This window comes from Nonomuraea sp. NPDC001699 (genome assembly GCF_053596455.1).
Genome location: NZ_JBSFGF010000033.1, coordinates 51,388 through 65,024, shown reverse-complemented (window position 1 = coordinate 65,024; position 13,637 = coordinate 51,388). Strand labels below are relative to the sequence as shown.

Below are 13,637 nucleotides of genomic sequence, written 5' to 3'. Positions count from 1 at the left end.
GTCGGATCATCCATTCCGACTGAAGGAATGGCCCGGGCGACGGTGTCGGACGGCAAATCCGACTTACCGTGATCATCCGTTCCGCAGCACGAACTACTTGAACTACTCGTGTTACTTCGCGGCCGACGTCTCCCTGACAGCGGCGCTGAGACCGTCGGCTCGGCGCGGTGCCGACCGCCGGAGACCTAACCCTTGGCTTGGCTTCTGTCAGAAGTTGGCAAGGACGGCGTGCGGAGCTACGGAATCGCCCCCTGTGCACGTTCTACTACCCCTTGGAGTGTGCGTTCCGCCGGCGGGGGAGATCGTATGGAAGGCGGCGAGAGGCGAGGATTGTTGTCCCCGCTCCTGCTTCTCCTGGTCTGGCAGCGGCCCGGCCACGGCTACGACCTGATCGACCGGCTGGGGGAGCTGGGCGTTGCCGGGGCGGAGCCCGGCCATGTCTACCGGCTGCTGCGCGCCCTCGAACGCGACCGGTGCCTGGTCTCCTCGTGGACCGCCTCGCGTACGGGACCGCCGCGCAGGAGGTACGAGATCACCGCTTCGGGCCTGAGCGAGCTGAAGGCCGCCATGATCCGGCTGCGGGACCTGGAGGACGTCCTCCGCGCCTGCGCGGCCCTGTGGGACGAGGGGCACCGGCCGCCGTCCCATGACGCCGCCCCATGGCAGGGAGAGGCGTGGCAAGGAGAGGTGAGATGACGCTTGTGTCGACAGCCTTCGAGCGCCGGGTCGCGCCAGGACGGGCGCTCGCCGAGGAGGCCGCCCCGATCGCCCTGGCCTGCCGGGCCATGGCCCTGCGGTTCGCGCGGGGCGGCCGGCTGCTGGTCTTCGGCGACGGCGGCGCCTCGGCGGACGCCCAGCATGTGGCCGTGGAGTTCGTCCATCCGGTCATCGTCGGCAAGAGGGCCCTGCCCGCCCTCTCCCTGAGCCACGACGCCGCCCGGCTGACCGCCGTCGCCGCGCGCAGGGGGTTCGAGGAGATCTACGCCGAGCAGGTGCGCCTGCTGGCCGCCGAACACGACATGGCGCTCGGGTTCTCCTGGGACGGCGGCTGCGCGGACGTGCTGCGCGGGCTGGAGGCGGCCCGCGGGCTCGGACTGCTGACCGTCGCGCTCGTGGGCGGGGACGGCGGCGCGATCGGCCGCAGCCCGGCCGTGGACCACGTGCTCGCCGCCCGGTCCGGCGACCCGTGCGTGGTGCGGGAGATCCACATGACGGTCTACCACCTGCTGTGGGAGCTGGTGCACGTCTTCCTCGACCAGCCGGAGGAGGCCCGATGACCGAGAAGCCGATGGAGCCGGCGGAGCCGGTGTGCCTGACCTGTTCCGACCTCGCCGTGCCCATGCGCGTCGTCGAGCTGCTCGGCGACGGGATGGCGATCGCGCGGGCGGACGCCGGCGGTCCCCAGGAGATCAGCGTGGCCCTGGTCGAGGCCGGGCCGGGCGACGTCGTCCTGGTGCACGCCGGGGAGGCCATCGCGGTGGGAGGAGAATGCGGATGAGCACGACAGAAGGCACCGGCGTCGAGGCCCTCTACCCCTTCCTGTACGTCCGGCCCACCGACCCGGACGCCCTCCTGGCGGAGGTGCGCCGCTCCTGCGCGGACAAGGCGTACGAGATCGTCGCCCTGCGGGAGACCGTCGCCGGGCTGCACGGCGAGGAGCTGGCGCGCTGCGCGGCGCGGACGGCGGCGGCCTTCGAGTCCGGCGGCAGGCTGTTCGCCGTCGGCAACGGCGGCAGCGCCACGGACGCGCAGGCGCTCGCCCAGCTCTTCGCCCACCCGCCGCGCGGCCGGGCGCTCGCGGCGACCTGCCTGGCCGTGGACGCCGCCGTCGTCACCGCCCTGTCCAACGACGTCGGCTACGACCTGGCCTTCGCCCGTCAGGTCGCCGCCTTCGCCGGGCCCGGCGACGTCGTGGTGGGCCTGTCGACCAGCGGCGGCTCGGCGAACGTGCTGCACGCCCTGGCCGAGGCGCGCCGCCGCGGCGCGCTGACCGTCGGCCTGGCCGGCGGCGACGGCGGACGGATGGCCGCGGACGGCCTGGTCGATCACCTGTTCGTCGTGCCGTCGCCGTCGGTGCACCGGATCCAGGAGGCCCAGGTGACCCTCTACCACGTCCTGTGGGAGCTGGTGCAGCGGGCGCTGACCGGTGACGGCTGAGGGGCCCGGCCGCATCCGGGTCCGGGTCGAGGGGCTGGTCCAGGGCGTCGGCTTCCGGCCCTTCGTCAGCGGTCTGGCCGGACGGCACGAGCTGGCCGGGTTCGTGGGCAACGATCCGCGCGGCGTGTTCATCGAGGCCCAGGGCGAGCCGTCGGCGCTGCGGGCCTTCGTCGCCGAGCTGGAACGGCGGGCGCCGCCCGCGGCGCTGGTCGAGAGCGTCACCGTGGCGGACGCCGAGCCCGTCGCGGAGTCGGGCTTCCGGATCGTGCCCAGCCGCGGCGAGGGCGCCCGCCAGGTGTGCGTGCCGCCGGACACGGCCCCGTGCGACGCCTGCGCGGCGGAGATCGCCGACCCGGCCGCGCGCCGCCACGGCTACGCCTTCACCAACTGCACGGACTGCGGACCCCGGTTCACCATCGTCACCGACCTGCCCTACGACCGGCCCAACACCACGATGGCCCCGTTCGCGATGTGCGCCCACTGCTCGCGGGAGTACCGCGACCCCGGCGACCGGCGCTTCCACGCGCAGCCGGTGTGCTGCCCCGCCTGCGGGCCGTCGCTGCGGCTGCTGGACGCCGACGGCCGGCCCCGACCGGGCGACCCGGTCGGGACGGCCGCGCTCTGGCTGGCGCAGGGCAGGATCCTGGCCGTCAAGGGCGTCGGCGGATACCACCTGGCGGCCGTGGCCGGGGACGAGGAGGCGGTCGGCACGCTGCGGGCCCGCAAGCGCAGGGAGGGCAAGCCGTTCGCGGTGCTGGCCGCCGACCTGGCCGCGGCGCGCGAGCTGGTCCTGCTCGGCCCGGCCGCCGAGGGCGTCCTGAGCGGTCCGCGGCGGCCCGTCGTCCTGTTGCCGCGCCGGGACGGGGCGCCGGTCGCCGAGGGGGTCGCGCCGGGCAACCGCGAGCTGGGGGTGATGTTGCCCGCGACGCCGCTGCACCACCTCCTGGCCGTACGGCTCGGCCGTCCCATGGTCCTGACCAGCGGGAACCGGTCGGACGAGCCGATCGCGCACCGGGACGACGACGCCCTGGAACGGCTGTCCGGCATCGCCGACGGCTTCCTCGTCCACGACCGGCGCATCCACGTCCGGGCCGACGACTCGGTGGTGCGCCTGTTCCGCGGCCGGGAGCTGCCCGTACGCCGCTCGCGCGGGTACGTGCCCGCCCCCGTGCCGCTGCGACGGCCGCCGTCCCGGCACGTGCTGGCCTGCGGCGGCGAGCTGAAGAACACCTTCTGCCTGGTCAAGGGCCGCCACGCGGTCCTGTCGCAGCACATCGGCGACCTGGAGGGCTACGAGACGCTGCGCTCGTACGCGGAGGGGATCGACCGGCTGAGCCGGCTGTTCGGCGTCCGGCCCCGGCTCGTCGCCCACGACCTGCACCCGGAGTACCTGTCCACCAAGTACGCGCTCGGCCTCGACGACGTCGAACTCGTCGGCGTGCAGCACCATCACGCCCACATCGCCTCCTGCCTGGCCGACAACGGCGAGGAGGGCCCGGTGATCGGCGTCGCCCTGGACGGCCTGGGCCTGGGCTCCGACGGCACCCTGTGGGGCGGCGAGCTGCTGGTCGCCGACCTGCGGGGGTTCGAGCGGGCGGGACACCTGGAGGCGCTGCCGATGCCCGGCGGGGCGGCGGCCGTACGGCAGCCGTGGCGCATGGGCGTGTCCTACCTCGACGCGATCTACGGCGACGAGCCCCCGGACCTGCCCTTCGTCCGGCGGCACCGGGACCGGTGGGCGGCGGTGGCGGCGCTGGCCCGCACCGGGACGAACGCGCCCGTCACGTCGAGCGCGGGCCGGCTGTTCGACGCCGTGGCGGCGATCGCCGGGCTGCGCGACCGGGTGCTCTTCGAGGGGGAGGCCGCGATCGAACTGGAGCAGCTCGCCGATCCGGGCGAGCGGGCCGCCTACCCGGCGGCGCTGTCCACCGGGCCGGAGCTGGTCGTGTCCGGGACCGACCTGGTCCGCGGCGCGGTCGAGGACCTGCTGGCGGGCGTGCCGACGCCGCCGGTGGCCGCGCGCTTCCACAACGGCCTGGCCCGGGCCCTGCTGCGGGCGGTGCAGGCGCTGCGCGAGCGGACGGGGCTGCGGGACGTGGCGCTGTCCGGCGGCGTCTTCCAGAACGTCGTCCTGCTGGAGCGGATGGAGACGGGCCTGCGGGAGGCGGGCCTGCGGGTGCTGCTGCACTCACGGGTGCCGCCCAACGACGGCGGCCTCAGCCTGGGCCAGGCCGCCGTCGCCGCCGCCCTCGACCCCGCCGGATGAGCCCCGCCGCACCGGACGGGCCGCATCGCAACAATCGGGACCTCAGCAGATGCGCGGCAGCGGGTCGCCGACGAGCATGTCGACGATCCGGGTGCCACCGAACGCCGTGTCGAGCAGCACGAGCCCAGGGGCCTCGGCCCGCACCCGGCCGACGACGGCGGCCTCCGCGCCGAGAGGATGGCCGCGCAGCGCCTCCAGCGCCCTCCCGGCCTGCTCGCCGTCGACCACGGCGACGAACCGCCCCTCGCAGGCGACGTACAGGGGGTCGATGCCGAGCAGCTCGCAGGCGCCGTTCACCACCGGCCGGACCGGCACCGCCGACTCCTCCAGCACGATGCCGAGCCGCGCGGCGCGGGCGAGCTCGTTGAGCACCGTCGCCACCCCTCCGCGCGTGGCGTCCCGCAGCACCCGCACCCCGGGGACGGCGTCGAGCAGCGCGGCGACGACGCCGTTGAGCGGCGCGGTGTCGGAGGCCAGGTCGGCCTCGATGTCCAGCTCCCCACGGGAGATCATGATGGTGACGCCGTGCTCGCCGATCGGCCCCGACACGATGACGGCGTCGCCCGGCCTGATCGCCGACGGCGTCAGCTCCGTCTCCCGCTCCAGGACGCCCACGCCGGCGGTGGTGACGTAGCAGCCGTCCGCCTTGCCGCGTTCCACGACCTTGGTGTCCCCGGTGACCACGTGGACGCCGGCCCGGGCCGCGGCGGCGGCCATCGAGCCGGCGATCCGCCGCAGGTCGGCGACCGGGAAGCCCTCCTCCAGGATGAACCCGGCCGACAGGTACAGCGGCCGGGCCCCGCAGACGGCCAGGTCGTTGACCGTGCCGTTGACGGCCAGGTCGCCGATGTCGCCGCCGGGGAAGAACAGCGGGAAGACCACGAAGGAGTCGGTGCTGAAGGCCAGCCGCCCGCCGCCGACCTCCAGCACGGCGCCGTCGCCGAGCGGTTCCAGGATCGGGTTGCGGAACGCGTCCACGAACACGGCCTCGACCAGCGTGTGCGAGGCGCTCCCGCCCGCGCCGTGGGCCAGCGTGATGCGCTCCTCCCGGACCCGGGCCCGGCGTCCCCGGGCACGCTCGATGCGCAGCAGCACCTCTTCCTCGCGGGTCGCCGTGCCGGCGGGCCCGCCCGCCTCGCGGACGGCTCGTTCGGCCCATCCGGCGGTGCGCTCGGTCGTCATGCCGTGGTCGCCTCCTTGGCCCGCGAGCGGGTGAACCGGCCGAAGTTGTAGTACGCGGCGCAGGCGCCCTCGGAGGACACCATGCAGGTGCCGATCGGCGTCTCCGGCGTGCACGCGGTGCCGAACACCTTGCACTCCCACGGCTTGAGCACGCCCTTGAGCACCTCGCCGCACTGGCACGCCTTCGGGTCGGCCACCCGTACGCCCGGCACCTGGAAGATGCGTTCGGCGTCGTGGGCCGCGTAGGCGTCGCGCAGGCGCAGCGCGGAGTGGGAGATGAAGCCGAGGCCGCGCCACTCGAAGTACGGGCGCAGCTCCATCACCTTCCCGATCGCCTCCAGCGCCCGGCCGTTGCCCTCCCAGGGCACCACCCGCGTGTACTGGTTCTCCACCTCGGCCCGCCCCTCGGCGAGCTGCCGCAGCAGCATGTGGATCGACTGCAGCACGTCCAGCGGCTCGAACCCGCAGCAGACGAGCGGCTTGCCGTGCTCCTCGGCGATGAACGCGTACGGCCGGCAGCCGATCACGGTGGAGACGTGGCCCGGCCCGATGAAGCCGTCGAGCCGCAGGTCCGGCGAGTCCAGGATCGCCTTGATCGCCGGAATGATCATGACGTGGTTGCAGAAGACGGAGAAGTTGGCGAGCCCTTCGGCCGCGGCCCGCAGCACGGTCATCGCCGTGGACGGCGCGGTGGTCTCGAAGCCGATCGCCATGAAGACGACCCGGCGGCCGGGGTTCTGGCGGGCGATCCGCAGCGCGTCGAGCGGGGAGTACACCATGCGGATGTCCGCGCCGGCGGCCTTGGCGTCCAGGAAGGAGCCCTCGCCGCCGGGTACCCGCATCATGTCGCCGAACGAGGTCATGATCACGTCCGGTTCGCGGGCGATGGCGATCGCGTCGTCGACGCGTCCCATGGGGATCACGCAGACGGGACAGCCGGGCCCGTGGACGAGGTTCACGTTCGGCGGCAGGTGGTCCTCGACGCCGTGCTTGTAGATCGTGTGGGTGTGCCCGCCGCACACCTCCATGAAGGTGTAGCGGCGGCCGGGCTCGCACAGCTCCGCGATCCGCGCGGCCAGGGCCCGTGCCGTCCGGGCGTCGCGGTACTCGTCGACGAAGCGCATGCCGGCGCCTTTCACGTGATGTCGGATTCGGCGAGCGCCTGGAGCTCGTCGGTGTAGGCGGGGCCGAGGCCGTTCAGCAGCGCCAGCGTCGCCGCGGCCTCGCTCTCGTCGATCCTGGACATCGCGAAGCCCACGTGCACCAGGACCCAGTCACCGGGCCGGACCGGGCCGTCCAGCAGGCCGACGCTGATCGCGCGGTGTACGCCGGCGACCTCGACGGTGGCCAGGTCGGCCCGGTCCGGCAGCAGCTCGACGATCTCCCCGGGGATGCCAAGACACATCGTTCCGGGATCACATCTGCTTGATCTTGATGTAGCGCCTCAGCGCCGGGAGTTCCTTCCAGAACATCCCCAGGAGCACCGCCCCGGCCAGCCCGGCCAGCAGCGTCGTACGTGGTCGCCGCATGTCTGTTCCCTCTTTCTCAGCCTGGCGGGAGGTTGGGCATGACGGGCAGGATCGGGTCGTGCTTCTTGGGGCTGATCCCCGTCGAGCGCCGGGCGTCGGCCGTGCCGTCCCGGTGGTGTCCCGCCTGCTGCTCGTACGCGCCGGGCCGGTTGCCCTGCTCGACACCCTTGACGTGCGCCGTCGCGTCGGGTGCGACGTCGGGCTTGCCCACCTTGATGTGTGCCATGGTGCGGGTCCTACCCCCGGCGATGCCCTGCGTCGTCGAGCTGGGCGAAATACTGCGCGATCTTTGCCCATACCTGATCGCCGCCTGACATACCGGTCCATTCACCTCGTACCAGGGCCATCAGCCGGTAGCAGTCGTCGATCGGGACCAGCCAGCACTCCCCGGCCCCCCGTACGCCGTTGACGAGCAGCGCCTCGACCATCGGCCGCATGGTGCCCAGCTCCGCGGCGCGGGCGGCGACCGCCTGCCAGGCCGCGGCGTCCAGGTCATTGCGGGTGCCGCCCAGCGGGCTCGGGTAGTGCGCGGTGGCCGAGCCGTCGGGCGCGGTCACGAAGAACGCCAGGCTGACCGGGATGCCGAGGTCGGCCGGCCGCACCCCGGTCAGCCGCAGCCGCCGTTCGGGCACCCGCAGGAAGTGGCCGTCGCCGTCCGGCTCGAACAGCAGCGCGCACGCCCGGCACGCGCACAGCACCTCCGCCGAACGCGTGTCCACGACGTGCCCGTGCCCGCCCTGGACCGGCGCCTCGCACAGCTCGCAGCGCGCGCCCGCGTCCCGGCGGCGCGCGGTCCGCCTGAGCAGCCGGCCGTGCGCGGACGTGCTCACGCGGCGCCGCCGGGCCGGACCAGCAGCGCGTCGGCGGGGACGAAGGCGACCGGAGCGGCGCGGCTCACCTCGACCGTCCCCACCTCCGGCGCGACGGCGCGCACCGCCTGCTCGATGGCCCGCCGTACGGGCTCCGACCCGGACGAGCAGCCGCCTGTCAGCCGCACCCGCGCGACGTCGTCCGTCACGTCGGCGAGCCGCGCCTCCACCCCCTGGGCACGCAGGGCGCCGGCCAGGCCGTCGAGCGCGCGCTCGACCCGCCGCCGGAGCGGCTCGGGGTGGATGTCGTGCAGGACCAGCAGGTGGCCGAGCAGCTCGTCGTCGGCCAGGGCGGCGGCGACCGCGGACCCGGCCGGGGCCCGGTCCATGACCCGGGCCAGGGCCTCGCCGTAGACCTCGGCGAGGATCGCGACGGCGTCGAGCGCCGTCTCCGCCGTCGGGCCGGGCGTGCCCTCCAGCCGCCCCAGGGTCTCCTCCAGCCGCTCCAGCAGGCGGGCCACCGCCTGGTCGTCCAGGCGGTCCGGCTCAGCCATGGCTCGCGCCGAACATCGGCGAGTGCAGCTTCTTCACCGTGCGTCCCTTGCCGACGTACATGTGCACGCCGCAGGGCAGGCAGGGGTCGAAGCTGCGCACCGCGCGCATGATGTCGACGCCCTTGAAGTCGTCCGGGCCGTTCTCCTCGAAGATCGGCATGTCCTGGACGGCGTCCTCGTACGGGCCGGGCGTGCCGAAGCTGTCGCGCGGGCTGCCGTTCCAGGGCGTGGGCGGGTACGGGTGGTAGTTGGCGATCTTCCCGTCCCGGATGACCATGTGGTGGGAGAGCACGCCGCGCACCGCCTCGTGGAACCCGACGCCGATGCCCTCCTCCGGCACGGCGAAGTCGGTGAACACCTTGGTGTCCCCGGCGCGCATGCGTTCCATGGCCTGCTCGACGAAGTACACCGCCATGGCCGCGGCGTAGGCCACGAAGTACACCCGGGCCCGGTTGCGCTCCAGGGCGTTGGACCAGGGCGGGATGCGCCACTCCAGGGTCGTCTCCGGCAGGTCGCGTCCCTTCGGCAGCGAGATCTGCACCGACGAGCCCGTCGCCTTCACATACGGGGTGTCCACGATGCCCGACAGGGCGGTGACGTACAGCCGGGCGAAGGCGCCGCCGCCGGTGTCGAGCGCCAGGTGGTCGCCGGTGCGCCGGTCGAACCACCGGGGGCTCATGACCCAGCTGTAGTTGCCGTCGAAGTCGCGTTTCTGCGGCGCCGGCAGGGTCGTCTGGTTCCACGGGTGCCGCATGTCGACCGGGTTGCCGAGCGGGTCGTGGGTGACGAACGGCTCCTCGCCGGTCCAGTCCTCGTAGTACGAGCTGCCGAGCAGGATGCGGATGCCGAGGTTGATGTCGACGAGGTTGTTGGTGACCAGCTCGCCGTCCACCACGATGCCCGGGGTGACGAACATGGCCTTGCCCCAGTCGTTCATCGTCTCGTAGCGGTAGTCGACCACGGCCGGGTCCTGGAAGGCGCCCCAGCAGCCGAGCAGGATCCGGCGGCGGCCGACCTCCTCGTAGCCGGGCAGCGCCTCGTAGAAGAAGTCGAACACGTCGTTGTTCAGGGCGACGGCCTTCTTGACGAAGTCCACCACGCCGAGCAGCCGCGAGAGGTAGTCGGTGAACAACGTCGGCTCCGGCATCGTGCCGACCCCGCCCGGATATACCGTCGACGGGTGCACGTGCCGCCCCTCCATCAGGCAGAACATCTCCCGCGTGACGCGGCTGACCCGCAGCGCCTCCTTGTAGATGTCGCCCTCGAACGGGTTGAACGCCTCCATGATGTCGGCGATCGTGCGCTTGCCGTGGATCGCCGCCCCGGGCGCCTCGGTGGTCCTGGCCCGCGCCAGCAGCGTCGGGTTGGTCTCCTTGACCATCGCCTCGCAGAAGTCCACGAAGACGAGGTTGTCCTGGAAGATCGTGTGGTCGAACATGTACTCGGCCGCCTCGCCGAGGTTGACGATCCATTCGGCCATCGGCGGCGTCTTGATGCCGTACGCCATGTTCTGGGCGTACACCGAGCAGGTGGTGTGGTTGTCACCGCAGATGCCGCAGATCCGGCTGGTGATGAAGCCCGCGTCCCTGGGGTCCTTGCCCTTCATGAACACCGAGTAGCCGCGGAACAGCGACGAGGTGCTGTGGCACTCGGCGACCCGCCGGTTGGCGAAGTCGATCTTCGTGTAGATGCCCAGGTTGCCGATGATGCGTGTGATGGGATCCCACGACATCTCGACGAGCTCCCCCGGTGGTCGCCGGTCGGGCGCTTCCTGCTCGGAGATGGCCATGTGCTGATGTGTCCTCTCTGGCGTCGTGGGCCCTTACGGGCGCCACCGCGGATCGAAGCCGCTGGTCAGCGCGTCACGGTTGTGCCGCCAGCGCGGCTCGGCGTTCGCGGTGTTGTTGGTGATGCCGCGCATGCGGCGGATGAAGGCCCCGTAGGGCTTGATCAGCATCGACGACAGGCTGCTGCCCGGCGGCATGTCCATGAACGGCATGAACTTGTCGGGGAAGCCCGGCATCGTGCAGCCGATGCAGATCCCGCCGACGTTCGGGCAGCCGCCCACGCCGTTCATCCAGCCGCGCTTGGGCACGTTGCAGTTGACGACCGGGCCCCAGCAGCCGACCTTCACCTGGCACTTGGGCGAGTTGTAGTCCTTGGCGAAGTCGGCCTGCTCGTAGTACGCGGCCCGGTCGCAGCCCTCGTGCACGGTCCTGCCGAACAGCCACTGGGGACGCAGCAGCGCGTCCAGCGGCGGCGGCGGCGCCGAACCGGCCGCGTGCTGCAGGACCCAGGTGAGGGTCTCCATGAAGTTCTCCGGCTGCACCGGGCAGCCCGGCACGTTGACGATGGGCAGCCCGCCGGCCGACCGGAAGTCCCAGCCCAGGTAGTCGGCCAGGCCCATGGCGCCGGTCGGGTTGCCCGCCATGGCGTGGATGCCGCCGTAGGTGGCGCAGGTCCCGATCGCGACGACCGCCCAGGCGTGGGGCGCGAGCAGGTCGATCCAGGTGTTGAGGGTCATCGGCTCGCCCGTGTCCGGGTCGTTGCCGAACGACGTCCAGTAGCCCTCTCCGTTGATCCTCTCGTTGGGGACGGACCCCTCCAGCACGAAGATGAACGGCTCCAGCTCGCCGCGCGCCGCGGCCCGGAACGGGGCCAGGAAGTCCTCCCCGCCCACGGTGGGCGACAGGACCTTGTTGTGCAGATGCACCTTCGGCAGCCCCGGCACGAGTCCGGTGACGACGTCCTCGATGGCGGGCTGGGACGCGGCCGTCACGGAGACGGTGTCGCCGTCGCAGCTCATGCCCTCGGAGATCCACAAGATGTGCATCTCGTCGAATCCGTTGGTCTGGTCGGCCATGTCGCCTCTCTCCTTCACGTCGGCGGCCTGTTCACCGGCCGGTGCCGGCAGGCCCGTCAGGCGGTCCCGGGGGCCGGTGCGAACGTGATCGACTCCACCACGACGCTCTCGTCCGTGACGCTCTCCACGTCCATCCCGCCGCAGCTCCGGCAGGCGAGCAGGTCCGTGGCGGTCCGCGCCTCCTGCTCGGCCGCGCATCCCGCGCAGCGCACCACGTACGGCGCGGTGACCAGTTCGACGGTCGCGTCCTGGACGAGGGTGCCCGCGGCGGCCAGGCGGAAGCCCGTGTCGATGACCCGCGGGTCCACCGGGTGCCCGCCGACGCGGACGCGCACCGCGTCCACCCGGCGTCCGCCGGCCCGTCCCAGCGCGGCCTCCACGATCGCGTCGCACAGTCCCAGTTCATGCATCGGTGGTCTCCTTCTCGATGTTCCCCGCCGCCTCCTGCCGGGCCAGCTCCGCGACGAGGCGGACGGCCTCCTCCACGGCGGCGGCCACCGGTTCGGACAGCCCCATCACCTCGTCCAGGACCGCGGGCCGGCAGCCCACGATCATGACCCGCTCGACGCCGCCGCCGAGGTGGTTCAGCAGCCGGATCACGGCGTCCGGATGCAGCCCGTGCCCGTCGATCGCCACGTCGCCCCCGGCCGGCCGGTCGTCGGCCTCGATGACGGCCAGCGTCCCCGGCGGGCCGTCGAGCGGGACGGCGTCGACCAGGATCAGGGTGTCGTAGCGGCCGTCCAGCAGTTCGTAGGCGAGGTGCACGCCGCGGATGCCGTAGTCGGCGACGTCGGCCGTCACGGGCAGCTCCGCCCGGTCCAGACGCCTGACCACCTCGACGCCGAAGCCGTCGTCGCCCAGGAACACGTTCCCGATGCCGGCCACCAGCACGTTCCGGGAGCCACCGGCGCTCATCTCGCCTCGATGCTCATGTCGTCTCCAGAGGTTCGACCTCGTCGAGGGTGAAGTAGCGGTAGCGCCCGTACCAGCGGTTCAGGTCGGCGCCCGGGTCGTCCTCGACGGTGACGGCCAGGTGCCAGCTGTCGTCCACGTCCTGCAGGACGTCCTCGACCAGGCCGGTCCTGCCGTCGAGGAACATGTCCTGGGGGTCGGTGCCCGACCGTCGCGGCCGGAGCCTGACCCGGCTGCCCTTCGAGACCTCCACCCCGGCGACCGTCACGCCGTGGGCGCCCGCCGCGGGACGGCGGGAGCGGACCGCGCCGTGCAGCCGCGACAGCGCGGCGGGCGGCATGGAGTCGACCCGGTCGATGATCTCCGCGGCCCGCGCGTCGGTGGCGCGGGCCTCCCGCTTCTCGGCGTCGGTCAGCGTGAGGGTGCGCAGTGACAGGATCTCGTCGATCTCCGTGGCGTCGTGCAGGTCGCCGGGGCTCTCGGGGGCCACGCGCGGGTGGTCGTACAGGATGATCGGGGAGGACAGCACCACGTCCCGCCCGCCCGGCTCACCGGCCAGCACGGGGAACGTGCCCGCGTTGACGCAGCCGCGGGCCGCCGCCGCGGCCCACTCCGGCGGGTCGAGCAGCGAGACGAACGAGCCGCCGCGCGTGGCGAGCAGGGTGTGGCAGCCCAGGAGCGAGGCGCGCAGCGCGTCCTCGCGGCAGGCGTCGGCCGGGGTGGCCGGGTCGTCGTTCTCGACGCGGCAGCGCAGGCGCAGGAGCGGGGACGTCGTCGCGCACGGCGTGAGCGAGACGACGACCGTCGCCCGGATCGCCGACCGGCTGACGTGGACCCGGCCGCCGTCCAGCGGCCGGATCTCCTCGCCCGCCGGCACTTCGACGGTGATCCGCCTCTCGCCCGCGAGCAGCTCCGCCGTGCCGGTACGCAGCTCGAACTCGCGCGGCACGGCCTCGTCGAAGCTCAGCTCCAGCGCGGGGCCGTCCCCCAGGGAATCGACCGGCCGCCAGGCGCCGTCGGCGTCCCGGCGCTGCACCTGCCGCCGCTGCTGGTGCAGGAACCGGACGCGCAGCTCGACCGCGGCCTCACCGGCCGCTTCGAGCAGGCACTCCGTCTGCTGGCACCACGACTCGGCCGAGCCCGCCACGCCCGCGCCGGTGAGCCCCCGGGCCCGCGCCCAGGCGGGCGGCAGCAGCACGCCGAACTGCCACCGGACCCGGTTCTTGCCGGAGGAGCGGCGGTAGGGGTACAGCAGGTACCCCTCGTACAGGATCGCGTCGGCGATCGCGCGGACGCTGTCGAAGGTGTCATCCGGGCCCACGGTGTCCGGTATAGCAAGAGATGCACACGTACGGTAAGTAAGTC

Annotated in this window: 17 protein-coding genes; 5 read left to right on the top strand and 12 right to left on the bottom strand. The window is 73.1% G+C overall.

The annotated features are described in order from the left end of the window. Positions 1-306 precede the first annotated feature (306 nt). From ACWCSU_RS48125 to hypF, 5 genes are read left to right on the top strand one after another with little or no spacing between them, the layout of a single operon-like run. Positions 307-696: a PadR family transcriptional regulator gene (locus ACWCSU_RS48125; RefSeq protein WP_364101822.1), complete on the top strand. Its 390-nt coding sequence runs from the start codon at positions 307-309 to the stop codon at positions 694-696. Further along, a complete protein-coding gene (locus tag ACWCSU_RS48120; RefSeq protein WP_449943268.1) occupies positions 693-1,277 on the top strand; it encodes a D-sedoheptulose-7-phosphate isomerase in 585 nt (194 codons plus the stop codon). Before ACWCSU_RS48125 ends, ACWCSU_RS48120 begins: the two co-directional genes overlap by 4 nt. Then, a complete protein-coding gene (locus ACWCSU_RS48115; protein ID WP_357707643.1) occupies positions 1,274-1,498 on the top strand; it encodes a HypC/HybG/HupF family hydrogenase formation chaperone in 225 nt (74 codons plus the stop codon). The genes ACWCSU_RS48120 and ACWCSU_RS48115 overlap by 4 nt, the downstream gene beginning before the upstream one ends. Further along, on the top strand, positions 1,495-2,157 hold the full coding sequence (locus ACWCSU_RS48110; RefSeq protein ID WP_357707644.1) for a D-sedoheptulose-7-phosphate isomerase: 663 nt from the start codon (positions 1,495-1,497) through the stop codon (positions 2,155-2,157). Before ACWCSU_RS48115 ends, ACWCSU_RS48110 begins: the two co-directional genes overlap by 4 nt. Next, a complete protein-coding gene (gene hypF, locus ACWCSU_RS48105; protein ID WP_449943264.1) occupies positions 2,147-4,423 on the top strand; it encodes a carbamoyltransferase HypF in 2,277 nt (758 codons plus the stop codon). Before ACWCSU_RS48110 ends, hypF begins: the two co-directional genes overlap by 11 nt. 42 nt (positions 4,424-4,465) lie before the next feature. Here the strand turns inward: hypF and hypE are convergent, their stop codons facing one another. The 12 genes from hypE to ACWCSU_RS48045 are packed head-to-tail and all read right to left on the bottom strand — an operon-like array spanning position 4,466 to position 13,593. Continuing rightward, on the bottom strand, positions 4,466-5,605 hold the full coding sequence (gene hypE / locus ACWCSU_RS48100) for a hydrogenase expression/formation protein HypE (protein ID WP_449943262.1): 1,140 nt from the start codon (positions 5,603-5,605) through the stop codon (positions 4,466-4,468). After that, positions 5,602-6,729, bottom strand: coding sequence for a hydrogenase formation protein HypD (hypD, locus tag ACWCSU_RS48095; RefSeq protein ID WP_357707647.1), 1,128 nt, complete (start codon positions 6,727-6,729; stop codon positions 5,602-5,604). Before hypD ends, hypE begins: the two co-directional genes overlap by 4 nt. Positions 6,730-6,740: 11 nt before the next feature. Beyond that, positions 6,741-7,010 carry a HypC/HybG/HupF family hydrogenase formation chaperone gene (locus tag ACWCSU_RS48090; RefSeq protein ID WP_449943260.1) on the bottom strand — a complete coding sequence of 90 codons (270 nt, stop codon included), beginning with the start codon at positions 7,008-7,010 and terminating at the stop codon, positions 6,741-6,743. A gap of 10 nt (positions 7,011-7,020) precedes the next feature. Continuing rightward, positions 7,021-7,134: a DUF6893 family small protein gene (locus tag ACWCSU_RS48085; RefSeq protein ID WP_397044786.1), complete on the bottom strand. Its 114-nt coding sequence runs from the start codon at positions 7,132-7,134 to the stop codon at positions 7,021-7,023. 16 nt (positions 7,135-7,150) lie between these two features. Continuing rightward, positions 7,151-7,360, bottom strand: a complete 210-nt coding sequence (locus ACWCSU_RS48080; RefSeq protein WP_357707651.1) for a hypothetical protein — start codon at positions 7,358-7,360, stop codon at positions 7,151-7,153. A gap of 10 nt (positions 7,361-7,370) precedes the next feature. Next, positions 7,371-7,964 carry a DUF5947 family protein gene (locus tag ACWCSU_RS48075; protein ID WP_357707652.1) on the bottom strand — a complete coding sequence of 198 codons (594 nt, stop codon included), beginning with the start codon at positions 7,962-7,964 and terminating at the stop codon, positions 7,371-7,373. After that, a complete protein-coding gene (locus ACWCSU_RS48070; protein ID WP_449943257.1) occupies positions 7,961-8,497 on the bottom strand; it encodes a NifU family protein in 537 nt (178 codons plus the stop codon). The genes ACWCSU_RS48075 and ACWCSU_RS48070 overlap by 4 nt, the downstream gene beginning before the upstream one ends. Then, positions 8,490-10,286, bottom strand: coding sequence for a nickel-dependent hydrogenase large subunit (locus ACWCSU_RS48065; protein ID WP_357707654.1), 1,797 nt, complete (start codon positions 10,284-10,286; stop codon positions 8,490-8,492). The genes ACWCSU_RS48070 and ACWCSU_RS48065 overlap by 8 nt, the downstream gene beginning before the upstream one ends. Positions 10,287-10,319: 33 nt before the next feature. Continuing rightward, entirely contained in the window at positions 10,320-11,360 is a 1,041-nt protein-coding gene (locus ACWCSU_RS48060; RefSeq protein WP_449943255.1) for an NADH-quinone oxidoreductase subunit B family protein, read from the bottom strand. 56 nt (positions 11,361-11,416) lie between these two features. Further along, positions 11,417-11,770 carry a hydrogenase maturation nickel metallochaperone HypA gene (locus ACWCSU_RS48055; RefSeq protein WP_449943252.1) on the bottom strand — a complete coding sequence of 118 codons (354 nt, stop codon included), beginning with the start codon at positions 11,768-11,770 and terminating at the stop codon, positions 11,417-11,419. Then, complete coding sequence (locus tag ACWCSU_RS48050; RefSeq protein ID WP_449943250.1) at positions 11,763-12,275, bottom strand: hydrogenase maturation protease; 513 nt, start codon at positions 12,273-12,275, stop codon at positions 11,763-11,765. Before ACWCSU_RS48050 ends, ACWCSU_RS48055 begins: the two co-directional genes overlap by 8 nt. A 13-nt stretch (positions 12,276-12,288) precedes the next feature. Further along, positions 12,289-13,593 (bottom strand): hypothetical protein, encoded by a 1,305-nt coding sequence (locus ACWCSU_RS48045; RefSeq protein ID WP_449943247.1) that lies wholly within the window; start codon positions 13,591-13,593, stop codon positions 12,289-12,291. Positions 13,594-13,637 lie beyond the last annotated feature (44 nt).

Coding starts and splice junctions, on each gene's coding strand:
- ACWCSU_RS48080 (WP_357707651.1), bottom strand. CDS start 7,360: ATGGCACACATCAAGGTGGGCAAGCCCGACGTCGCACCCGACGCGACG.
- ACWCSU_RS48085 (WP_397044786.1), bottom strand. CDS start 7,134: ATGCGGCGACCACGTACGACGCTGCTGGCCGGGCTGGCCGGGGCGGTG.
- ACWCSU_RS48060 (WP_449943255.1), bottom strand. CDS start 11,360: ATGGCCGACCAGACCAACGGATTCGACGAGATGCACATCTTGTGGATC.
- hypD (WP_357707647.1), bottom strand. CDS start 6,729: ATGCGCTTCGTCGACGAGTACCGCGACGCCCGGACGGCACGGGCCCTG.
- ACWCSU_RS48090 (WP_449943260.1), bottom strand. CDS start 7,010: ATGTGTCTTGGCATCCCCGGGGAGATCGTCGAGCTGCTGCCGGACCGG.
- ACWCSU_RS48055 (WP_449943252.1), bottom strand. CDS start 11,770: ATGCATGAACTGGGACTGTGCGACGCGATCGTGGAGGCCGCGCTGGGA.
- ACWCSU_RS48070 (WP_449943257.1), bottom strand. CDS start 8,497: ATGGCTGAGCCGGACCGCCTGGACGACCAGGCGGTGGCCCGCCTGCTG.
- ACWCSU_RS48125 (WP_364101822.1), top strand. CDS start 307: ATGGAAGGCGGCGAGAGGCGAGGATTGTTGTCCCCGCTCCTGCTTCTC.
- ACWCSU_RS48050 (WP_449943250.1), bottom strand. CDS start 12,275: ATGAGCGCCGGTGGCTCCCGGAACGTGCTGGTGGCCGGCATCGGGAAC.
- ACWCSU_RS48115 (WP_357707643.1), top strand. CDS start 1,274: ATGACCGAGAAGCCGATGGAGCCGGCGGAGCCGGTGTGCCTGACCTGT.
- ACWCSU_RS48065 (WP_357707654.1), bottom strand. CDS start 10,286: ATGGCCATCTCCGAGCAGGAAGCGCCCGACCGGCGACCACCGGGGGAG.
- hypE (WP_449943262.1), bottom strand. CDS start 5,605: ATGACGACCGAGCGCACCGCCGGATGGGCCGAACGAGCCGTCCGCGAG.
- ACWCSU_RS48120 (WP_449943268.1), top strand. CDS start 693: ATGACGCTTGTGTCGACAGCCTTCGAGCGCCGGGTCGCGCCAGGACGG.
- ACWCSU_RS48110 (WP_357707644.1), top strand. CDS start 1,495: ATGAGCACGACAGAAGGCACCGGCGTCGAGGCCCTCTACCCCTTCCTG.